The organism is Arthrobacter sp. TJ-270, assembly GCF_058269075.1.
The window spans coordinates 91933-113523 of the sequence record NZ_JBZCNB010000006.1 but is presented as its reverse complement, the minus strand read 5'-3'; the positions used below and the strand labels follow the sequence as shown (position 1 = coordinate 113523).

Below are 21591 nucleotides of genomic sequence, written 5' to 3'. Positions count from 1 at the left end.
GACCGGTCCTGATGTGCGCAAGATGCTAGGAGCAGCTTTCGCGGTCCAGCTCGACCACCAGCGGGTGCGTCCCTGTGAATTCCTCGCCACCGGTTGAGTACGCGACCGTGACACCCTGCGCAGTGCCGACGTCGGCGCCCTCCGCGATTGAAACGGCGACCACGAGGTTCACGTACTCGTGCGTGGTGATGTTGTAGCCCTCTGCGGGGACAGGCTCGACCGGGCCGGCGGGCTCGGCCTTGGCGGAAGGAGCTGCAGGTGCGGGTTCGGCGCTGTGCGTGCCATGAGCGCCGCCGTCGTCGTCGCCGTGGGCCTTGTGGTGACCGTCCCGGTTGGCCGTGGACACCTCGGCGCTCACGAGGGTGAGGTCTACTGGGTCCTGGAGAGTAACGTCGTCCAGCGTGAAGGTTTCGAGCGCCTCGTTATGGACCAGGACCGTGAATTCCTGGTAGCCGATGTCGGGCTGGGTGTAGCAGAGGGTGGCGCCGTTCTCCGCGAGGTTCAGGGGGTCATCGCCGAAGTCCGTTGTGGCCAGCTGGTTGCTGACGCTCTTCTGGGTGACGCTCTCCTGTGATCGGGGTGAGTTGACGTCGAGCGGGTTCTCCTCGACGGCCATGCATCCGCTGGTCAGGAGCGCAGCGATCATCGCCCCTCCAGCAAGTGCCGCCCGCCGAACCGCCATGTTCCACCATCCTCGTAAGACCCGTTTACCTGTGTTCGGCGACACAGCGTTTCCGGATGGGTCTTACAGGCAGGATCTACTCGTAGAGGACGTACTCGGGCTGAGGCGTCAGCGCCAGAATCTCCGGAGGTGTCATGAGCGGGCCGAGCACCACGTCCTCCTCGAAGAAGAGCTTGAAACCGGCATGGACCGTGGGCGGTATGTCCTCCATCAGGAGGTTGTAGGTCTCGATCTTCGAATTCGGAGCGCCAATGCCGTCAACGCTCCGAATCACCGCGATGCCCGGGTACTCCTCGATCGCGGCCACATTGGAGACGACGCCGGGAGCCACCTGGTGGAACACCAGCGCCTTCTGCGGGAGATTCTTCTCCCTCACGAGGGCATCGATATACGCCGCTATCTCGTTGATCTCCTCCCCGGTGGTGTGCCCGTAGGAATGGCCGGGAAGCTGCTCCGCCGTGATATCCCACTCGGGATCGATGGCCACGCCGACGTCGGGCTCCACCAGCCACTTCTCGAGCGCCCGCACTTCATCGGCCATGCTCGCCCGCCCGGGCTGGACGTTCAGCAGCAGCATCCCGTCATGGCGGCGGGCGGCTTCAAGGTATTCGCTGATGATGTCGTCGGATGCGCGGGTCCGGTATGCACCGTCGGCGCCCGGGTCAGCCTGCACGACCACGGCAATCAGTTCCAGCACCGGCATCACCTTCCGTCCGCCGGCCAGTTCCGTCCCCAGTGCGTCGATCTCGGCAACCCGCTCATCGATCGCGCCGATGCCGAGCCTGCCGAGGGCTTCCGAATAGGGGTGTCCGCTGAACCCGACGAGCCGGTAGTCCGGAAAAAGTTCCATTCCGCCGCGGGGAAGCTCAACAGGTTCCGGCGTGGGCGTCGTTGACGGTGACGGAGAAGGAGACGGAGACGGGGTCGAGGACGCAGTTGAAGAGGCGGCGGGAGACGGGGTTGCCGAGGACGATGCTTCCGCAGATGCTGAAGCCGCCGTGCCACTGTCCGCGGGTGTTGTGCTGCAGCCGGCCAGCAGGACGGTTGAGGCCACCCACATCCCACTGAGTTGCAGGATTCGCGCCGGGCAGGAGCGTCGTCGTCGTACGCTCTGGTGCAGTGCCATACCTTCACGCTACCCCCACGTGCTGCGAGCGCTGGTAGGCACAACGGGCAGGCGTCACAACGATCCTCAGCCTGCTTCGTATTGTGTTCGGTTACTCGCTCACCTAACAATGAACTATGACAGTGCTGATGAGGTCCCTCGAAACCGCCGTACCGACTACCGTCATGGTGCAGTCCCAGGTGCGGGACGTCTTCGCTGCGCAGCCCGGGCTCAACCGGCTCGGCCAGCGGCTGGTCACCGCGGCGTTCGATTCGTCCGGCATTGACACCCGGTACACGGCGGTGGATGAACTGACCCTCGAACGGCACAGTGAGACTCCGCTGTTCTTCGATTCGGCGACCATGACGATCCTCAGCCCCGGCACGAAAGCCCGCAACGAGGTCTACGCCGAACAAAGCACCAAGCTGTTCATCGAGGCCGCGCAGAAGGCGCTCGATGCGGCAGAGGGCGTCGAAGCGGCTGACGTCACGCACGTGGTGACGGTGTCCTGTACCGGGTTCTTCAACCCGGGACCGGACTACAAGATTGTCCGGGCGTTGGGGCTTGACCCATCAGTGCAGCGTTTCCACCTCGGCTTCATGGGCTGCTACGCGGCGTTCCCCGCCCTGCGGGCAGCGAAGTCCTTCTGCGAGGCCGACCCCAAGGCCGTGGTCCTCGTGGTCAGCGCAGAACTGTGCTCCCTGCATGTGCGGTCCTCGAACAACCCCGACACCATTGTGGGTACCTCCCTCTTCGCCGACGGCGCTGCGGCCGCCGTCATCAGCGCCCGCACCGACCTCCCGCACCCCGAAGGCAGCGTGCTCAGCCTCGACTTCTTCGAGACCACGCTCACCCCGGTCGGCGAGGAGTCGATGGCGTGGAACATCGGCGACGAGGGTTTCGAAATGGTCCTCGGCACCTACGTTCCACACATCATCGACGAGCACATCGTCGGTGCACTGGCTCCGCTGCTGGAGCGGGACGATGACCTCATCGGGCTCGAGTACCGGGACATCGAGCACTGGGCCATCCACCCGGGCGGCCGCAGCATCCTGGACAAGGTGCAGGCCAAGCTGAAGCTCAGCGACGACCAGCTGATCCCCGCCCGCGAAACCCTCCGTAACTACGGGAACATGAGCAGCGCCACCGTGATGTTCGTCCTCAAGCACATCCTCGACCAGCCCGGCGGACAGGCCGATGAGCGCATCTGCTCCATGGCCTTCGGTCCCGGGCTCACGGTGGAAACAGCGCTCTTCACCAAGACAGCAGCCTGAATGGCCTTCCTCGCCCACCGCGACCTCACCGCAACCGAGGAGATGGACAAGCCGGACTGCCATCCTGCTACGCTCAACCGCACCTACGCCCAGTTCGGGCTCGTCAACCGCTCGGTTGCCGGCTGGCACCGCACCTGGGTGCGGTACATCCGGCCCGTGCTGTCGACGTCGCGCTCCAACACGCTGCTGGACATCGGCTCCGGCGGCGGCGACGTGCCCCGCGCTTTCGTTCGTTGGGCCGCCCGTGACGGATACGCGCTGGAGATTACCGCGATTGACCCGGACGAACGCGCGCAGGCCTTCGCAAGCAGCCAGCCGACGACGCCGGGACTCACCTTCCGGCAAGCCTTCAGTTCCGAGCTGGTCAAGGAGGGCGCACAGTTCGACGTCGTCACCTCCAACCATGTTCTCCACCACCTCTCCCCCGAGGAACTGCGCGGGCTGCTCAGCGACTCGGAGCGGCTGAGCACCCGGCTTGCCCTGCACAGCGACATCGAGCGGACCCGGCTCGGGTTCGCGCTGTTCGCGGTGGCCACCCTGCCGCTGCGAGGCTCCTACATCCGGGAGGACGGGCTGACCTCCATTCGGCGAAGCTACCTTGCGAAGGAGCTGCGCGCCGTCGTGCCCGGAAACTGGCGCGTTGAGCGGCAGGTCCCGTTCCGCAACCTGCTGGTGCACCGTGCCTGATGTCCTGATAGTCGGCGGCGGGCCGGTGGGGCTGTTCACCGCGATCCTGCTGGCGCAGGCGAGCGTTGAGGTGGAAGTCCTGGAGCGGCGTGCCGAGCGCAGCTCCCACTCGCGCGCGATCGGCATCCACCCGCCGGCCCTTGCGGCGCTGGAGCAGGCAGGGGTTGCGAATACGTTGATCGCCTCGGGAGTGCAGATTCCGGGCGGCGTTGCACGCAGCCGCGGACGGACGGTGGCGGAGCTCTCCTTCGCCCGGTTGCCGGGCATGCACCGCTACGTCCTCGCGATACCGCAGGAGCAGACCGAGCGCATCCTGTCGGAGCGGCTGGCTGAACTGGCGCCCGCTGCCCTGCGCCGGGGTGAGACGGTTGAGGCGGTCCACGACGTCGGGAATGAAGTTTTGACCGTTACCGGGACCGGCACCCACCGTTCTGCGCTCCTGATCGGCGCGGATGGGGCCCGGAGCACGGTGCGCAGCGCTGCCGGGATCGGCGCGAGCGTCCGCCCGTATCCCGACGCCTACGTCATGGGTGATTTTCCGGACAGCACCGGCGACGGGAGCACCGCTGCACTCTATCTGGAGCCCGCCGGCATCGTGGAGTCCTTCCCGCTGCCCGGCGGGGTCCGACGCTGGGTGGTGCGGATGCCGTTCCAGGTGGAGCACCCCACAGCTGAGGCGATTGCGGGTCTGGTGGCCGACCGGACGGGCGTCCCGGTGGATACCCGGAACAACACGATGCTCAGCTCTTTCACGGTACGCCGCAGGGTCGCCGACCGGTTCGTGCAGGGGCGTATCGCGCTGATCGGGGACGCCGCGCACGAGGTGTCGCCCATCGGCGGGCAGGGCATGAACCTGGGATGGCTCGACGCCGCGCAGCTTGTTCCGCTGGTGGTGGCCTCGCTGGCGGGTACCGACGTCGGGCTGGGGCTTCGCCGCTTCAACGAGGAGCGGCGCCGCGCGGCGCTGGCGGCCTCGCGGCAGGCACACATCAACATGATCCTGGGCCGTCCCCTGCCCTCCGCGGTGTTGTCGGTGCGGAATCGCATCATGGGCAGGATTGCCGGGGTGCCGACCGTGCACGACGCCGTGGCCCGCACCTTCACCATGCACTAGGGGCGCCTCTCAGGATTTGCCGAGCTGCGATTCCGGCCGCAGAATATCGGGCACGACGCCGGACAGTGCGGTTTCTGCCAGTGCCTCCCCCAGTGCCGGCGCCTGTTTGAAGAGGTTGTGACCCGCTACGGCGCTGAGATTCCCCACCGACCAGACGCCGACGCCGTCGTCACCCCACGGCAGGCGCGTCACCCAGCAGTGGACGTAGCCGGCCGGCTCCGGATCCAGGCCGGGCAGCGCGTGCCGCACGTACGCTGATGCCCGGGCCGCGAGCGACTCCAGGGCAGTCGGGTCGACGACGCTCCCGTCCTGGCGCACCTCCGTGGTTTCGCTGAGGCCAACCGAGTAGGAACGGTCATCGGCGGAGGGCGCCGCGTAAACACCGGTCTCCCCGAACACCCCGCTGCTGTCCTGGAAGGTGGGCAGCGGAACCCCGGCGTCATCGCGCACCCGGAAGGTCACGCGGGCGTGCGCGGCAAGTTCAACGGGGATGTCCAGTCCCGCGCCGCGTGCCAAAGCAGCCGTGCCGCGGCCGGCGCACAGGACCACATGATCGAACCGGTCGACGCGGGTCCCGGTACGGATCTCCACATCTCCATCGGGGGTGTGCTGCACGGCCAGCACGTGGTCCGCCACGAGAGCATTTTCCAGCTTTCCGGTAAGTGCCCGGAAAGTTGCGTGGGTGTGGATCGCGCCGCCGTCGACGTCGAGCATGGCCTTGCCTGAGAAGTCCGCAAGGATCGGCAACGCAGGTGCGAGTTGTCCAGGGGCCAGCAGCGCCACGCGGATGTGTGGAAGGTCGCTGAGAACGCGGAGCTTGTCCTCCACGCTGTCGCCGATTGCTACCGCACCGGCATCGGACACCAGCTCCACGCCGAACTCGTCCTCCCACTCACGCCAGAGTGCGCGGCTGTGGCTGACGAACGCGGCCAGCCGGACGTCATCGTGGGCATGCCGGAAAATCCGCGACTCCCCGGCTGACTGTCCTGAACCCGGCGTCCCGGACTCATAGACGGTTACGTCCGCGCCCGCCTTCTGGAGAGCATGGGCTGTAGAGAGCCCGACAATCCCTGCACCTACCACTGCGACACGTGTCATGGTCCCAGCAAAACACGTATGCGGCCCCCGGCGCAGCCCGCACCGCTGTTTGCGCCCGCGGGCACCGGCGGAAGCTAGCGGCCCTGCACCTGTGCGAGGAGTTCCTCAAACGGCGGGGACGCTTGCAGGCCACGGGGGCGGCGCGGCGTCGTCGTGCCTTCGATCATGCCGGCGAGTTCACCGGCGGCGCGGCTGATGCGCTGGTCCAGGGCGGGCGCACCGTTGGATCCGATCCCCCAGTCCTCGGGCCCGGCGTAGACGCCGGTGGACACAACGCGGGCGCGGAGGTAGCTGAACAGCGGGCGCATGGCGTGGTCGAGCATGAGCGAGTGGCGGACACTGCCGCCGGTCGCCGCGATGAGCACGGGCATGCCGTCCAATGCGGTGTTGTCGAGAACGTCGAAGAAGGACTTCAGCAGACCGCTGTAGGAGCCGGAGAAGACGGGGCTGACAACGATGAGCGCGTCCGCATCCGCAACGAACTGCAGGGCGTCGGCGAGCGCAGGGGGAGCGAAACCTGTAACCATGTTGTTTGCGATGTCCACGGCCAGCTCACGAAGCTCAATGGTGGTGAGCTCGGCGTTCACATCGGCACGTTCGAGTTCACGGCGCGCTGCCTCGCCAAGCTGGTCCGCCAGCATTCGGCTCGACGACGGCGACCCCATACCGCCAGACACCACTACTACACGGCGTGTTTCCATTGCCGGTCCTCCAGTTCGCTACTATTCATGCGTTTGCATCTAGTTGAACCGGCAAACCCCGCAAAACATTCCCGTCACTGCTTGTCGAGTGCGCTTTCCTTGTGGGCGGCCTTCTTTCCCGTCTTCTCGCTCTCGACGATGTAGTACGGCTCGTCCTTCGATGCGTTGAACTTCTGGCCCTCGAAAGTGAACTCTTTGTCCTTCTTCTCAACCACCGTGCCGGACGTCTTTCCCTGGGACGTATTCCAGCTGACCTTGGTTCCCTTGCTGTATGCCATGACCCCAGCCTGTCATCCGCGTCCGGCGTACACCACCCCTGAACTGCCCAAAAGGGTGGCTGCCCTCGGGGTCGAATAGTCGCTACGCTGGTTTTCCGGCTTCCCGCGAAGGAGGTCGCGCTCTGATAGCCCGCTGCGAGGAGAGACCCATGACAGATGTCGCCAGCCAGCCGCCCGCCGAGGATGATGACCGCGCCATCCTGACGAACCGTCAGGGCCATCAGGTCTATGACAACCAGAATTCGCGCACGGTCGGCGCTCGGGGACCGGCCACCCTCGAGAACTACCAGTTCCTTGAGAAAATCAGTCATTTCGACCGGGAGCGCATCCCTGAACGGGTAGTCCACGCCCGTGGTGCGGTGGCGTTCGGTGAATTCGAGGCAACCGGCAAGTGGGGGGACGAGCCGATCGCGACGTACACACGGGCGAAGCTGTTCTCCGAGCCCGGCAAGAAGACCGACGTCGCCATCCGCTTCTCCACGGTCATCGGCGGCCGTGACTCGTCCGAGGCCGCCCGTGACCCACGCGGGTTCGCGGTGAAGTTCTACACGGAGGACGGCAACTGGGACCTCGTCGGCAACAACCTCGCCGTGTTCTTCATCCGCGACGCCATCAAGTTCCCCGACGTCATCCACTCCCTCAAGCCGGACCCCATCACGTTCCGCCAGGAACCCGGGCGCATCTTCGACTTCATGTCGCAGACACCGGAGTCAATGCACATGCTGATGAACCTCTTCAGCCCGCGCGGCATCCCCGCGGACTACCGCCATATGCAGGGCTTCGGGGTCAATACCTACAAGTGGGTCAACGCGGACGGTGATACGAAGCTCGTTAAGTACACGTGGCAGCCTCACCAGGGCGTGAAGAGCCTGACCGAGGAGGACGCCGCCAACATCCAGGCGACCGACCTCGGACACGCGTCCAAGGACCTCTACGAGGCCATCGAGCGCGGGGATTACCCGAAGTGGGACCTGTACGTGCAGTTGATGGATGACGGCGACCATCCCGAACTCGACTTCGATCCGCTCGATGACACGAAGACCTGGCCGGAACAGGATTTCGAGCCGAAGCTTGTGGGCACCATGACCCTGAACCGGAACGTGTCCGATCACCACAACGAGAACGAGCAGATCTCCTTCGGCACCGGCGTCCTCGTTGATGGGCTGGACTTTTCCGATGACAAGATGCTCGTGGGCCGGACCTTCAGCTACAGCGACACCCAGCGCTACCGCGTGGGCCCGAACTACCTGCAGCTGCCGGTGAACTCGCCGAAGAACGCGCCGATCGCAACCAACCAGCGCGGCGGCCAGATGTCCTATGGGACGGACCTGGGCCCGGGGCAGAACCCGCACGTCAACTACGAACCCTCCGTCACCGGCGGGCTTCGCGAGGGTCATTACCCCACGCACGACGAGCAGGGCCCCGAGATCACCGGGCGCCTGACCCGCCAGCGCATCCCGCTGACCAACGACTATCTGCAGGCCGGCCAGCGCTACCAGCTGCTCGAGCAGTGGGAGAAGGATGACCTCGTCGGCAACTTCGTGACGCTCATCGGGCAGGCTGACCGTGCGGTCCAGGAACGCATGCTGTGGCACTTCTACCTCGTCGATGACGAGCTCGGCGCCCGCGTCGGGGAAGGCCTCGGGATCGGGCTGGACGAGGTGAAGGACCTGCCGCCGCTCGCCAGCCAGACGCTGTCCGAGGAGGAACTGGCCCGGCTGAAGATTCTGGGCAACAACGGACCGCGCAACGTAGAAGGCCTGACGATGACTCACTGCGTGCCCAACGAGCACGTGGTGGTGACTCGCTAGTTCGGTTCCAGCACAGGAGGCGTCGGCATCATGGCGACGCCTCCTGCGCTCGCTATAGCTTGGTTAGAGCGTCGGGATCCAGACGCGCATGCCGCCCGGGCCGCGGTTGCCCCACCGGAAGTACGGCACCAGGTCGACGGCGAAGGACCCGGTCTGTTCAGGAGCGGACGTGCCCACCACCGGATACGGCTCCGACGACGACGGCGGCCGCACCGTCGCGCTGACGCTCACCTTCGGGACGCTGACATCGCCGGGGACCAGCGCCGCGGCGGCACCCACTTCGGGCTCACCTGAGGTTTCAAGCACCACATCCTCAAGCACGACGCCGTTCGGCAGGTCAGTCTGCTCCAGCGCGTACACGATCGGTCCCCGCGTCACGGCCACGCATCCCCGCGCGGCGTCAAGGTGCGGGTGCGGGGCATGGAGCCGGGCCGGCATGTCCAGCACCAGCTCTACGGTTCCGGGTCCGACGTCGGACAGCCGAAGGTAGCCGTCCACCGGCACCACGTGGTGCTCCGTTCCGTTAACCGACAGCGCATGGCGTTCGGCCCAGGCCGGTATCCGCAGTGCCAGCGAGGGCAGGGAACCCGAGATCTCGAGACGAACGCGGCCGTCGAACGGGTATCCTGTCGCGACGGACACGGACGCCTGCGGAAGCCGGATATCGGCGGATTCGAAGAGGTGGAGCTGGAGTCCGCCGTCGTCGTCGGTTGTTGCCGCGTAGGCGTGCAGCGACGAAAGCAACCGGGCAAGGTTCGGCGGGCAGCAGGCACAGTCATACCAGGGTGCCCGGCGTGCTGGCGCCTGCTCGTGTTCGCCGTCGCGCTCGGTCCGGACGTGCAGCGGGTTGGAGTAGAAGTAGTCTGTTCCGGCCGGTGAGGTGGAACCCGCAACCGCGTTGTATAGGGCGCGCTCGAGCTCGTCCGCGTACCGCGCCTCACCCGTGATCAGCAGCATCCGCCAGTTGAACTGGACACTGGAGATGGCGGCACAGGTCTCCGAGTACGCGCGGTCCGGCGGCAGTTCAAAGGGATCACCGAATGCTTCGTCACGGTGCCGGGACCCGAGGCCGCCGGTGATGTACATCTTGCGCAGGTGCACGTCGGACCAGATGCGCTTCAGCGCCGCGAGCAGGTCCTCGTCGCCGTCTTCGGTGTAGAGGTCGGCAATTCCGGCGGCCAGGTAGAGTTGGCGCACCACGTGTCCGGTGGCGCCTGGAACGTCGCGGACCGGCGTGTGGTCCTGGAAGTAGTGGTAACCGAAACGGTCCTCGCCGACGCTCTGGTGCCCGCGGGCGTCCACCATGCGGCGCGCAAGGTCCAGCCAGCGCGTATCGCCCATGTGCCGGTACAACTCCACGAGCGCCGTCTCGATCTCGGGGTGCCCGCACACCGGCGGCCGGCCGTCTGCCGGGAACGTACGCTCCACGAGTTCCGCAAAGCGGATCCCGATGTCCAGCAGATCCGTCCGACCGGTGGTTCGCGCCCAGGCAATACCGGCCTGCAGCAGGTGCCCAAGGCAGTACAGCTCGTGTCCCCACCGGAGGTCCGAGAACTGCCGGTCGGGTGTTTCGGCGTAGAAGGAGTTGAGGTAGCCGTCATCCTGCTGTGCCCGGGCAAGCAGGTCAACGGTCTCGTCGACGAACGGCAGCAGTTCCGGGATGTCGCTGCGGCCGGCCTCCCAGCCGATGGCTTCGAGCACCTTGTAGATGTCGGAGTCAGCGAAGTGGAAGCCCCTAAACTTACCCGGCTCGCGCGCTGCCGCCGCCCGCATGTTCGGCAGCGCACCCGACTCCTCGAGCCGCGCGATGCAGTGCTGGAGGCTCGCCCTGCGGTTGATCCGCTGCCAGGAACCGAGCATGCCGTCCGGCGCGAAGGTGACAGCGTCGAAGCCAAGGGGGCTCAGGGCCAGCCGGTCCGTTGAGCGCGGCGCGGCCGGTGCAACTTGAGCGGTTTCGGGTCTCATGGGCTGTTCCTAGTCCCAGCGCGCCGTGGGCCAGCCGTCTTCCCAGTTCAGTGGGACCAGGCCGAGCCGGAACGCGCCGTCGAGTGCTTCATCGTAGTAGTGGAAGGCCAGCATGTCGCCGGACACCGACTGCCCGCCCGGGCCCACGCGCGGTCCGTCGCTCGCCAGCAGCGGAGTGCCGCCGTCGTCGAGCATGGGCACGCCGTCGCGGTCCACGTAGGGGCCTTCGATGTCAGTGGACCGTCCCACCGCCATGTTGTAGGCGCTCTCAAGACCCTTGCAGCAGAAGTCCTTCGAGACGAAGAGGTAGTAATAGCCATCCCGTGCAACGAGGTAGGGCGCTTCGATTGCGTTGGGTGGGCTCTGCCGGTCAGCGATGGTTACCGGTTCAGCCGCGGGATCGGCGAGGAGTCCGGACGGCCATTCGAGTTCAACTATCTGCAGCCCTCCCCAGAAGGAGCCGAAGCTCATCCAGGGTGTGCCGTCCTCGTCCTCGACAATGCCGGCGTCGATCGCGTTGAAGTTCTTCCCCTCCGAGGAGATAACCTCCCCCTGGTCGACCCACTCGTAGGCGGGGTCATCGGGGTCGAGGGTGGTGTTCGTCGCCAGCGCGATCACCGAGGTGTTGCTTCCGAACGTGGACGCGGAGTAGTAGAGGTACCAGGTGCCGTCATGCTCGTAGAGTTCCGGGGCCCACAGATTGTCGACGCCGGGAACCGCCTCCGACAGCCATTCCGGCTTTTCCTGCCACACTTCTCCCGCGTATTCCCAGTGCTCGCCGTCCTCGGAGCGGCGGACCTGGATGTTGCCGTCCGCGGTCTGGCCGTCGCCGGTGGAGTAGACAAACCAGTCGCCATCTCCTGACCCGGCCACCAGCGCCGGGTCGTGGGTGAAGTAGTCGCCGGTCACCTCCTGCTCCCCCGCAGGCGGCGCGGCACAGCCCGCCATCCCGAGCACGAGGGTGATCAGGATGGCGGGCCGTGCCGCTGCGCGAACCTTCACTAGCCGAGCGCGATCGCTGACCAGGAAACCGGGGGCAGCGACACGGTGAGGATGCCGCCGTCGAGCACTGCGCCCTGGAGCTGCTTCAGGCCCACCCGGTTCTGGTCCTCAAGCGTGTTCTTGGCGTAGACGTCCTCATCATGCAGGGTGACAGCCTCGTTGATGAGCTCAACGCCCAGCTGGCTTACATCGATCGAAACGTCGATGGTATCGGTCTGGCTGCGGTTGACGAGGAACAGCGCCGCGTTACCGGCGTCAACCGTTGCGACCGCGTCAATCAGCGGCGCGTCGCCGTAGACCTTCGTCGAGTAGGTACCGGCGTCGATCTGCGGGCGCAGCACCTCGCCCTTCGCCAGCCGCGAAGTGACGGAGAAGGGGAAGAAGGTTGTCTGCCGCCAGGTGTCGCCGCCGGGCTCGGTCATGATCGGGGCGATCACGTTGACCAATTGCGCGAGCGACGCCGAGGCTACCCGGTCGTGGTTCTTCAGCAGCGTGATCAGCAGATTGCCGAAGACCACCGCGTCGGCGACAGAGTACGTGTCCTCGAGCTGGCGCGGGGCAACGCGCCACTCGTCATTGACCTCGTCCGATGCCTGGTGCTCGTCGAGGTACCAGATGTTCCACTCGTCGAAGGAGAGCTTGATCGTCTTGTTGCTCTTCAACTTGTGCTTCACATGATCAGCGGTGGCGACCACGGTCTCGATGAAGTACTGCATGTCCAGCGAGGACGCGAGGTAGGAATCGAGGTCCCCGTTCCGCTCCTGGTAGTAGGCATGGCAGGAGATGTAATCCACGTAGTCGTAGCTCTGCTCGAGGACTACGCGCTCCCACTCGCCGAAGGTCGGCATGGAAGAGCCGGAGGAGCCACAGACCACCAGCTCGAGGTCCTTGTCCGCCGTCTTCATAGCGGAGGCGGTCCGGGCGGCGATCTTGCCGTAGTCCTCGGCGGACATGTGGCCAATCTGCCAGGGACCGTCCATCTCGTTGCCGAGGCACCACATGCGGATGTTGTACGGTTCCTTGGCGCCGTTGGCGATGCGCTGGTCGCTCAGCGCGGTTCCGGAGGGGTGGTTGGCGTATTCGAGCAGGTCAAGCGCCGCTTCAATGCCGCGGGTGCCCAGGTTCACGGCCATCATCAGCTCGGAGTCGGTGAGCTTGCACCAGCGGGCGAACTCCTCGAGGCCAACCTGGTTGGTTTCGAGGGAGTGCCACGCCAAATCGCGGCGGACGGGGCGCTGGTCGCGGGGGCCGACGCCGTCTTCCCAGCGGTAGCCGGATACGAAGTTGCCGCCGGGGTAGCGGATGGTGGTGGAGCCGAGTTCGCGGACGAGTTCGATGACGTCCATGCGGAAGCCGTCCTCGTTGGCGGTCGGGTGGCCGGGTTCGTAGATGCCGTCATACACGCAGCGGCCGAGGTGCTCAACGAAGGAGCCGAAAATTCGCCGGCTGATCGGCGCAACGACTGCTGACCGGTCAATGCGGATGGTGGTCGGCGCCTCCACGGGAAGGTCGGTGCCTCCGGCGGGCGTCGTGGCCGCCGTCGAGTCGGGCGTAGTGGTGGTGGTCACGGGTGATTCCTTATCTATGCAGTGGTCTGGGATGTAGGTAGAGCGGGTGGCAGGACGGAAGGCTAGATGGCTGGGGTCAGCTGACGTGACCTCCCCGGGCGGGTTCGGCGCCCGGAGGCACCGCCGTCGTTCTGGGCAAGTGTGTCCAGCCGGTGGCCGATGACGAGGCTGGAAACCAGCAGCGGCAGTGAGGCACCGACCAGCGGCAGCAGCGCGCTGACGCCGCTGAGCAGGATCGCGACACCGGCGATCGACACCAGCCAGGCCAGCGTCATTCCCGGCGATGCCAGCGGAAGCACCAGCGCGTAGCGCCAGGTCCGCCGCACCGAATCACGGTGGCGGGAGCAAACAACGACGGCGGCACCCGCCGACACTGCCACCGCTGCGGAGACGACGACGGCGAGCGCGCTGAGCGCGACCTGCAGGCCTGCCGTCGCGCCGGGGAGGGTTACCGCGTTCAGCAGAGCCAGCAGTCCCGCGATCATGAACAGGCTGCCCACCTTGTTGGCATGAAGGAACTGGGCGCGGTAGGCGGTCACGAAGTCGCTGATCAGCCGGTCGCCCGGGTCTCCCGCGCGGAGCCGTGCGAGCAGCACGGTGGTCGCGACGGCGCTCGGAAAGATCCCGAAGACCACCAGCCCGGCCAGGGTCCCGGCGAGGAAGAGGAGATTCAGGAGTACCAGCTGCATGACGAACCGCAGCCAGTCCATGAGGCGTCCTGCCCATCCCGGGGTGCTGTTATCCATGCCTGTGCCCATCGTCAGGGTCCCTGGGTTCCGGCATAGACAACGCCGAACTGGTCGATTCCACTGAAGGACAGTGCGGCCCGGTTCCGGGAGAAGTCCCAGGAGCCGAAGACCACAGCGTCCAATCCGGTTCCGGCCACAGTGAGGCGCACCTGGCGGGGTTCACCGTCGGAGGTGGCGCCACGGAGGTCCTTCACGGTCATGGCCTGGGCTTCGACCAGTTCGGTCGACTCCGGGGCGAAGCGCACCACGCGCCAGGTGCCGCTGATCTCCGTAGGCTCCGGAAGAGTTTCCCGCTCCGGCCCGGCGTAGGGCTGCGGCGAGACGACCGGCCAACCGTTCGCGGTGGTGAAGACCCGCCGTAGCTGCACCATGTGCTGGGTGGGATCCTCGGCGAAGCGGACGTGGTGCACCATGAACTGCTGCTCGCCCTTTCGCTCATCGGCGGGCACGGTGAGGACAGAGTTGTGGCCCGGCGCGAGCCAGGCGGTGTCGCCGTCGAACCGGTAGCTGCCCAGAATTTTGGTACCCACGCTGTGCGGAGCGGCGTCAATATCGGTCATTTCGGCGCCGTTCGCATCACGGTAGGGCCCGGTAATCTCGTCGGCTAGAGCAACCCGCACGTTGTAGGTGTTGAACAGGGAGTCGTAGGAGACGAAAAGGACGTAACGGTCATCCTCCTGGCGGTACTGGACGAAGGCCCCCTCAATGGCCCGGTCGACGTCGGTATGCCGGCGGGCAATACATGTGCCGAGGTCGCCCTCCGTCAGTGCCAGCCCGGTTTCCGCGTCGAGGCGCAGAGTGTGGATACCCGAGAAGAAGGAACCGTAGGTCAGCCAAGGGTCGCCGTGCCGGTCGAAGGTGACCGCGGCGTCGATCGCATTTTGCGTGTCCCGTCCGGAGCGTGTGCGAACCACGAGGCCGCGGTCTTCCCAGGGCCCCGCAGGGCTTCCTGCCACAGCCAGGCCAATGGCCGAAGTGCTGGAGCCGAAGGTGGAGGCCGAGTAGTACATGTGCCACCGGGCCTCCCCTGCCGGCGCCGGCCAGCGCACAACCTCCGGCGCCCAGAGTCCCTTCGCACCGCTCCACTCGAACGCCGCGGCCGGCACACCGTCGAGCGCGGTGCCGCGGTACGTCCATTCGATGAGGTCCGAGGAGGAGCGCACGTGCACTCCGGCCGGGATGTCGTGGAAGTTGGCGACGGCGTCGGTGGAGAACATGTAGTAGGTGCCGTCGTCGTCCCTCACCACGGTGGGGTCATGGGCGTGGCGGGGCCCCCAGGTCTCCGGTCCGGTAGTGGGAGCGGGCTTCAGGTTTTCCAGAAGAGACATCGGTCAGCCCTTCGAACCGGTGAGCGCGATGGATTCGATGATCTGCCGCTGGAACACGATGAACACGATCAGCACGGGAAGCAGCGCGACGAATGACGCAGCCATGATGAGCGGGTAGTCGGTCTGAATGGCGTACTGGGCGTTGAAGTTCGCGATGACCAGCTGCAGGGTCTGCACCTCGGGCGAGTTCAGGTAGATGATCGGCGCCAGGTAGTCATTCCAGACGGCCATGAACCAGAGGATGAACTGCGCGGCGATCGCGGGTTTGATGACCGGGAAGATGAGGCGGAAGAAGATCTGCAGGTAGGAAGCGCCGTCGATCCTTGCCGCTTCGATGATCGAATCCGGCACCGAGGTCAGGTACTGGCGCAGAAAGAAGATCATGATGATGTTGCCGAAGACGAAGGGCACGATCAGCGGAAGCAGGGTGTCCACCCAGCCAATGGACGCGAACATCGTGAACTGCGGAATCATCAGGGTTGGGAACGGCACCATGAGCGCTGCGAGCAGACTCAGGAACACCACGTTCTTGTACGGCATGCGCATCTTCGCAAAAGCGAAGGCCGCCAGAGCGGAGAACAGTGTTCCGAGGATGGTGACGGTGCACGCCACGATGAGGCTGTTCTGGATACCGCTGAGCAGAGGTCCAGCTGACCAGATCCGCAGGTAGTTCTCCCAGACGAAGGGATCGGGAATCCACTGCGGCGGCAGTGCGAAGACGCCTTCGCGGGTTTTCAGTGACGTGGAGAACGTCCAGAGCAGAGGAGCAACCATCACGATGGCGCCAAGCGAGAGCACAATCGTCACGATGACGTTGATCAGTCGGTGCCGGCGCTCCGAAGGTGAGAGACCGCGGGTCTTGGGCGACGCCGGCCGGTTGCGGGCGGACTTGCCGTCCGGGAGGCCTTGCTCGGGCTTGAGCGGCGGCGCGGTGGGGAGGACGCGTTGGGAGGACATGGTGACCTGCCTCAATCAATCGAGAACTGGTTGCGGCGGTTCAGCCGGAACTGGATGAAGGTAATGAGGAACACCATGAGGCCGAGCACGACCGACATGGCTGATGCGTAACCCATCTGCAGGTTGTCGAAGGCCTTTTGCCAGATGTACCAAACGATAGTGGCCGAGGAGAACTCAGGGCCGCCGGTCGGGGTCATGATGTTGATTTCGACGAACACCTGGGATCCGGCGATGACACTCGTGACCACCAGGAAGAAGGTGACCGGACGGACCATGGGAACGGTGATGTGGCGGAACTGCTTCCAGGCACCGGCACCGTCGAGGGCTGCTGCTTCGTAGAGGTGGCGCGGCACGGATTGCAGGGCGGCCAGATAGAGCAGCATCGAGAAGCCGAGGCCCTTCCAGATGGCCATGATGATCAGAGCGGGCTTGACCGTGGAGGTGTCCTGCAGCCAGTTGGGTCCGTCGATGCCGACGAGCGCGAAGATCTGATTGATCAGGCCGAAGTCACCGTTGAAGGCCCACTGCCACAGGATGGCTACTGCAGCGATGGAGGAGATCACGGGGACGTAGTACACGGTGCGGAAGAAGGTGGTGCCATGCATTTTCCGGTTCATGGCCAGCGCCAGGGCCAGTGAGATCACCAGCCCGATCGGGATCCCGATCATCAGAAAGAAGGTGTTGTACATGGCTTTCAGGAAGTAGGGGTCCTGAAACATGGCGATGTAGTTATTGAGGCCGCTGAACACCGGAGCCGTGAGCCCGTTCCAGTCGGTGAAGGAAGCGTAGATGGAAAACAGCATCGGGTAGAGGGTGAACAGCAGGAACCCGATGACCGGCAGGGCAACGAACGCCAGCGCAGTCAGGTGTTCCTGCCGGTGGAGCCGGGATCGGCGCGTGGTGGTGGACATCTGAAATCCTCGTTGATTCAAGCACGTGTGGGGTCGCCCGGCAGGAGCCTGGCTGGAAGGGTGCCGCGGCCGGTCTTCGCGCGGCCGCGGCACCCGGTCTGGTCAGCGGTTGGTCCGGTGTGCCCGGAAGCTAGCCACCGATGCCTGCCTGCTGGTTGGCCGCGTCGAGGAACTGCTGCATCTTGGGCTGCGCTTCCTTCACGTACTCGGCCGCTGTCTTCTTGCCATCCAGAACGGGCTGGATGTTGGTGAAGAATTCGTCATACCACTCGGCGTTGTAGGTGAGTTCACTCGGAAGCGGGCGCCCGTATTCACGGACAACCTCGAGGAATTCCTCCTTGTTGGCGGGCATGGTGGTGTCGTCGCTCGCCCACTCCTCGGCCATGTCCTCAAGGTTGGGGATCTGGACGCCGGCGTCGGTGAGGGTCTGCTGTGCTTCCTCATTCGCCGAGAGGTAGGTGGCGAGCTTCGCCGCTTCCTCAGGGTGCTTGCTGGCGTTGGATACCGCGATGCCGAGGGTTCCGGTGTAGGTGGCGGGTTCGCCCGTCGCGCCGACCGGGTAAGGAATCAGGTCGTACTCGAAGGGAAGTTCCTCATAGGTGGAGAGGTCCCACGGTCCCACGGGGAAGAAGCCGATCTCGCCCTTCATCCACCGCTGGTAGGTATCGAGGGTCTGTGCTTCGCCTGCGGACGGAGTCACTTCGTGCACGTTCTGCAGGTCCGCGAACCACTGGAGTGCTTCGATGAATTCAGGGGTGTCGATGGTGACCTTGGTGCGGTCCTCGTTCAGCCAGTCGCCACCGTTGGACCATACGAACGCCGGGAGGTTCCAGACCACGTTAAGGCCGGTGCCCCACTGGTCCAGCTTGCCGTCACCGTCGGTGTCCTTGGTGAGCTGCTTGGAAACATCGACGAACTCTTCCATGGTGTAGGGCTCATCGGGATCGGGAAGGGGGATGCCTGCTTCCTCGAACATGGTCTTGTTGTAGCCGAACGAGAACGGTCCAATGTCCTTGGGCAACGCGTAGATGGCGCCCTGGCCGCTGAGTTCCCCGTCGAAGCGGTAGCTGTCCACACCGTAATCCCAGATGTTGTCGAGATCGATATTCTCTGAGCCCTCGACGTTCTCGGTGATGTCCTTGATGATGCCGTTCTTCACATAGGCCTGCACTTCACCCGGGCTGATGTAGAAAACATCAGGGATCTGCCGGCCGGAGATGGCTGCCTTGAGCTTGGTGCTGTACTGGTCGGCGGTGGTCAGGATCATGTTGACCTCAACGCCGTTGTCCTTCTCGAATTGGGAGACTGCCTGCTCGTAGGCCTTCTTGTCATCAGGCCCACCGCGGTACATGAAGGTGAGGGTTTTTTCGCCGTCTTCTCCGCCGCCCGCGGCAGCGGCGCATCCGCTGAGCAGGAAGCTTGCGACCGCTGCTGCTGCGATGGTCTTGCTGATGGTACGTGACTTCATCATCACGTGGTCCTTCCGGTTAGGGGTATGAGGGGATACCAGTCCAAACTGGTAGCAACGCTGCACTTACAACGTTGATTACAACGTTGAAAACGAGAATGACACAAATCACACCCGTCCGTCAATGGGCCTTTCTGAAAATGCCAGAGCGTCCGCGTGGAAATCTGCACCCTCGCCCTTGCTCCACCCCGGTGGCAGGGCCACCAAAATTCAACCCTTGACGCCCACCGAACCACGTGTCATATTTTCAACGTTGTAATTCTGCAGCGCATCCTGACCGAAAGGACCGTGATAATGACGTCACGATCACCACAAAGCCAGCTCCGCCAACGCATTACCAAAGCAACCGCAGCACTCGGAATGAGTGTTGGGCTGATCCTGACCGGGACAGCCACCGCACCGGCGGTCCTGGCCGACACCACCAAGAACGCTCCTCAGACCTGGACCGGGCAGGGCACTCCGTTCACCGAGGACCTGCCCGGCGGCAAGTCCGTGGTGGGAGAGACCTCCCCCATCCATGACCCGGCCCTCATCATTGACGACGACGGCACCTGGTACGTCTACTCCACCGGCCGAATCAACCGGGAGAACGGCGGAACAATCCAGATCTGGTCCTCCCACGATGAAGGCACCACCTGGGAGTACACCGGCACGGTCTGGGACGAGATCCCCGGCTGGATCGACGAACACTTCGCCGGCGGCGTCCTCCCTGACAACCTCTGGGCACCCGAAATCTACGAGAACGACGGCACGTATTACCTGTACTACTCCGCGTCCCAGTTCGGCACCAGCAACTCCCTCACCGCGCTGGCCACGAACACCACGCTCGATCCCGACGATCCCGATTACGAATGGGTGGACCAGGGGCTGGTGATCTCCTCCCCGGCGACCGGGCTGGACCCCAACAACCCGGGCAAGACCTTCAACGCGATCGACGCCGGCATCGTCGAGGGCGAGGACGGCAAGCCCTACATGGCCATCGGCTCCTTCTGGTACGGCATCTTCCTGGTCCCGATCGAGTGGCCCAGCGGAAAGCCCATGGAGAACTGGCAGTCCCAGACCGTGAACATCGCTGACCGGTTCATGTGGGGCAACCCCATTGAGGCCCCGTACATCACCAAGAACGGCGACTACTATTACCTCTTTGTCTCCTTCGACTCCTGCTGCCGCGGCGGCGACTCAACGTACAAAATCGCCGTTGGCCGGTCAGAGTCGGTCACGGGCCCGTACCTCGACAAGGACGGCCGGGACATGTTCGGTGGCGGCGGCACGGTCGTGCTGGACGCCCACGGCGCCATCACCGGTCCGGGCGGCCAGTCCGTCTTCGGCGACTATCTCGCCTTCCACTATTACGACGGCGCCAACGAGGAGATCCCGTACTTCCCCACCCTGGGCCTTCAGAAGATCAACTGGGTTGACGGTTGGCCCGAGTTCAACCAAACGGTTGAGCTACCCAAGGTGACGCAGGCTCCCCAGCCGGATGCCGCCGTCGTCGGCGGTAAGGTGACCTTCCGCGCGGAGGCAACGGGCACTCCGGCGCCGGTGGCGCAGTGGGAGATCTCCTCGGACGACGGCGCCACCTGGCAGCGCGTGACTGATCAGCCGGCCACCATCAACGCCGGCGACGGCCTGCGGCGGTCACAGCTGACGCTGAAGAAGCTCACCGCTGAGCAGGACGGTTTGCTGGTCCGGGCTGTCTTCTCCAACGCCCACGGAACCGCAACAACCGAACCCGTGGCGGTTGAAGTGCGGACACCGGGCGCGAGCGGCCGCTAGCCCCAACGCACTGCCGTGCGACCGAAGCACGGCAACGCGGTATTCTGCCGGTGGGACACATTATCGCGTGTCCCACCGGTTCCAACACGAAAAGGACACTAGCAATGGCGGCGACCCTGCATGATGTGGCCCAGGTGGCCGGGGTGTCGTTCAAGACGGTGTCCAACGTCATCAACCACCACCCCAACGTTCGGCCGTCAACACGCGAGCGCGTGGAGAAGGCCATCGCCGAGTTGGGGTACCGCCCCAACCTCACCGCACGGAGCCTGCGTTCCGGACATACCGGCGCCATCACGCTCGCCGTGCCCCAGCTACGCCTGCCGTATTTTGCCGAGCTGGCCGACGCCGTGATCAGAGCCGCAGAGGCGCGCGGCCTGGTGGTGCTCATCGAGCAGACCAGCGGCGAGCGCGACCGCGAACTGGAGGTGCTCAAGAGCCCGCGCCTACGTATGTCGGACGGACTGATCTTCAGCCCGCTCGGCCTGGGTGAAGAGGATGCCTCGCTGGTCACCGCGGAGGTGCCCATCGTGCTGCTCGGCGAGCGGATCTTCTCCGGCAACTGTGACCACGTGACCATGCAGAACATCGAAGGCGCCCGCGCCGCAACGGAACACCTGCTGGATACCGGGCGGCGGCGCATCGCCGTCGTCGGCGCCCATGAGGGTGAGATCATTGGTTCTGCCGGGCTCCGCCTCAAGGGCTACCGCGAGGCGCTGGAGGCGCGCGGAATGGAGTACGACGACGAGTTGGTCGCCTATGTCGGAACCTGGCACCGTGCCAACGGCGCCGAAGCGATGCACGACCTGCTGGACCGCGGCGTGGAGTTTGACGCCGTCTTCGGCTTCAATGACACGCTCGCGCAGGGCGCCATGCGGGTGCTGCAGGAAGCCGGGCGCCGCATCCCCGATGACGTGGCGGTGATCGGATTCGACGACCTCGACGAGACCCGCTACTCCATTCCCACACTCAGCAGCGTCAATCCCGGACGTGAAGAGATCGCCGAGACCGCGATCAAGGTGCTCATGGAGCGCATCAAGAACCCTTCGGGCCCCGCACCGCGCGAGATCCTGACGCAGTTCGAAGTGGTGGCCAGGGAGTCGACGGCAGCCTGAGCGCT

20 protein-coding genes are annotated in these 21591 nt (G+C 65.0%); 6 read left to right on the top strand and 14 right to left on the bottom strand.

Going from position 1 to position 21591, the window contains the following annotated elements:
• Window positions 1–25: 25 nt before the first annotated feature.
• From AC4D2M_RS12395 to AC4D2M_RS12385, 3 genes are all read right to left on the bottom strand, one after another.
• Window positions 26–682, bottom strand: a complete 657-nt coding sequence (locus tag AC4D2M_RS12395) for a hypothetical protein (protein WP_490892189.1) — start codon at window positions 680–682, stop codon at window positions 26–28.
• Between the two features lie 76 nt (window positions 683–758).
• Window positions 759–1532: a hypothetical protein gene (locus AC4D2M_RS12390; protein ID WP_490892188.1), complete on the bottom strand. Its 774-nt coding sequence runs from the start codon at window positions 1530–1532 to the stop codon at window positions 759–761.
• Between the two features lie 16 nt (window positions 1533–1548).
• Window positions 1549–1740, bottom strand: a complete 192-nt coding sequence (locus AC4D2M_RS12385) for a hypothetical protein (RefSeq protein ID WP_490892187.1) — start codon at window positions 1738–1740, stop codon at window positions 1549–1551.
• Between the two features lie 184 nt (window positions 1741–1924).
• On the opposite strand from AC4D2M_RS12385, the gene AC4D2M_RS12380 reads away from it, so the two are divergent.
• The 3 genes from AC4D2M_RS12380 to AC4D2M_RS12370 are packed head-to-tail and all read left to right on the top strand — an operon-like array spanning window position 1925 to window position 4862.
• Complete coding sequence (locus AC4D2M_RS12380) at window positions 1925–3061, top strand: type III polyketide synthase (RefSeq protein ID WP_490892186.1); 1137 nt, start codon at window positions 1925–1927, stop codon at window positions 3059–3061.
• On the top strand, window positions 3062–3748 hold the full coding sequence (locus AC4D2M_RS12375) for a class I SAM-dependent methyltransferase (protein WP_490892185.1): 687 nt from the start codon (window positions 3062–3064) through the stop codon (window positions 3746–3748).
• Complete coding sequence (locus tag AC4D2M_RS12370) at window positions 3741–4862, top strand: FAD-dependent oxidoreductase (RefSeq protein WP_490892184.1); 1122 nt, start codon at window positions 3741–3743, stop codon at window positions 4860–4862. The genes AC4D2M_RS12375 and AC4D2M_RS12370 overlap by 8 nt, the downstream gene beginning before the upstream one ends.
• A gap of 9 nt (window positions 4863–4871) precedes the next feature.
• Here the strand turns inward: AC4D2M_RS12370 and AC4D2M_RS12365 are convergent, their stop codons facing one another.
• The 3 genes from AC4D2M_RS12365 to AC4D2M_RS12355 form a co-directional block, all read right to left on the bottom strand.
• Window positions 4872–5960 (bottom strand): NAD(P)/FAD-dependent oxidoreductase, encoded by a 1089-nt coding sequence (locus AC4D2M_RS12365; protein ID WP_490892183.1) that lies wholly within the window; start codon window positions 5958–5960, stop codon window positions 4872–4874.
• A gap of 74 nt (window positions 5961–6034) precedes the next feature.
• Window positions 6035–6661: an FMN reductase gene (locus tag AC4D2M_RS12360; RefSeq protein ID WP_490892182.1), complete on the bottom strand. Its 627-nt coding sequence runs from the start codon at window positions 6659–6661 to the stop codon at window positions 6035–6037.
• Window positions 6662–6735: 74 nt separating this feature from the next.
• On the bottom strand, window positions 6736–6939 hold the full coding sequence (locus AC4D2M_RS12355) for a hypervirulence associated TUDOR domain-containing protein (protein ID WP_490892181.1): 204 nt from the start codon (window positions 6937–6939) through the stop codon (window positions 6736–6738).
• Between the two features lie 149 nt (window positions 6940–7088).
• Here AC4D2M_RS12355 and AC4D2M_RS12350 point away from each other — a divergent pair, with 149 nt between their 5' ends.
• Window positions 7089–8750 (top strand): catalase, encoded by a 1662-nt coding sequence (locus tag AC4D2M_RS12350; RefSeq protein WP_490892180.1) that lies wholly within the window; start codon window positions 7089–7091, stop codon window positions 8748–8750.
• 63 nt (window positions 8751–8813) lie between these two features.
• On the opposite strand, the gene AC4D2M_RS12345 is transcribed toward AC4D2M_RS12350, so the two are convergent.
• The 8 genes from AC4D2M_RS12345 to AC4D2M_RS12310 all read right to left on the bottom strand — a co-directional run bounded on the left by AC4D2M_RS12345 (window position 8814) and on the right by AC4D2M_RS12310 (window position 18701).
• Window positions 8814–10715 (bottom strand): glycoside hydrolase family 127 protein, encoded by a 1902-nt coding sequence (locus AC4D2M_RS12345; protein WP_490892179.1) that lies wholly within the window; start codon window positions 10713–10715, stop codon window positions 8814–8816.
• 9 nt (window positions 10716–10724) lie between these two features.
• The gene (locus AC4D2M_RS12340; protein WP_490892178.1) at window positions 10725–11717 is read right to left on the bottom strand and encodes an arabinan endo-1,5-alpha-L-arabinosidase; all 993 of its coding nucleotides are present in this window, start codon (window positions 11715–11717) and stop codon (window positions 10725–10727) included.
• The gene (gene arfA / locus AC4D2M_RS12335) at window positions 11717–13219 is read right to left on the bottom strand and encodes an arabinosylfuranosidase ArfA (protein WP_490892303.1); all 1503 of its coding nucleotides are present in this window, start codon (window positions 13217–13219) and stop codon (window positions 11717–11719) included. Before arfA ends, AC4D2M_RS12340 begins: the two co-directional genes overlap by 1 nt.
• Before the next feature lie 128 nt (window positions 13220–13347).
• Entirely contained in the window at window positions 13348–14031 is a 684-nt protein-coding gene (locus AC4D2M_RS12330; protein WP_490892177.1) for a YesL family protein, read from the bottom strand.
• A gap of 14 nt (window positions 14032–14045) precedes the next feature.
• Window positions 14046–15362: an arabinan endo-1,5-alpha-L-arabinosidase gene (locus AC4D2M_RS12325; RefSeq protein ID WP_490892176.1), complete on the bottom strand. Its 1317-nt coding sequence runs from the start codon at window positions 15360–15362 to the stop codon at window positions 14046–14048.
• Between the two features lie 3 nt (window positions 15363–15365).
• Entirely contained in the window at window positions 15366–16319 is a 954-nt protein-coding gene (locus tag AC4D2M_RS12320; protein ID WP_490892175.1) for a carbohydrate ABC transporter permease, read from the bottom strand.
• Between the two features lie 11 nt (window positions 16320–16330).
• Window positions 16331–17230 carry a carbohydrate ABC transporter permease gene (locus tag AC4D2M_RS12315; protein ID WP_490892174.1) on the bottom strand — a complete coding sequence of 300 codons (900 nt, stop codon included), beginning with the start codon at window positions 17228–17230 and terminating at the stop codon, window positions 16331–16333.
• Window positions 17231–17360: 130 nt separating this feature from the next.
• Complete coding sequence (locus tag AC4D2M_RS12310) at window positions 17361–18701, bottom strand: ABC transporter substrate-binding protein (protein WP_490892173.1); 1341 nt, start codon at window positions 18699–18701, stop codon at window positions 17361–17363.
• A gap of 291 nt (window positions 18702–18992) precedes the next feature.
• Between AC4D2M_RS12310 and AC4D2M_RS12305 the strand changes: the two genes are divergently transcribed.
• Together AC4D2M_RS12305 and AC4D2M_RS12300 are read left to right on the top strand one after the other, a co-directional pair.
• Window positions 18993–20474 carry a family 43 glycosylhydrolase gene (locus AC4D2M_RS12305; protein ID WP_490892172.1) on the top strand — a complete coding sequence of 494 codons (1482 nt, stop codon included), beginning with the start codon at window positions 18993–18995 and terminating at the stop codon, window positions 20472–20474.
• Between the two features lie 104 nt (window positions 20475–20578).
• Window positions 20579–21586: a LacI family DNA-binding transcriptional regulator gene (locus tag AC4D2M_RS12300; RefSeq protein ID WP_490892171.1), complete on the top strand. Its 1008-nt coding sequence runs from the start codon at window positions 20579–20581 to the stop codon at window positions 21584–21586.
• The last annotated feature ends 5 nt before the right edge of the window (window positions 21587–21591 follow it).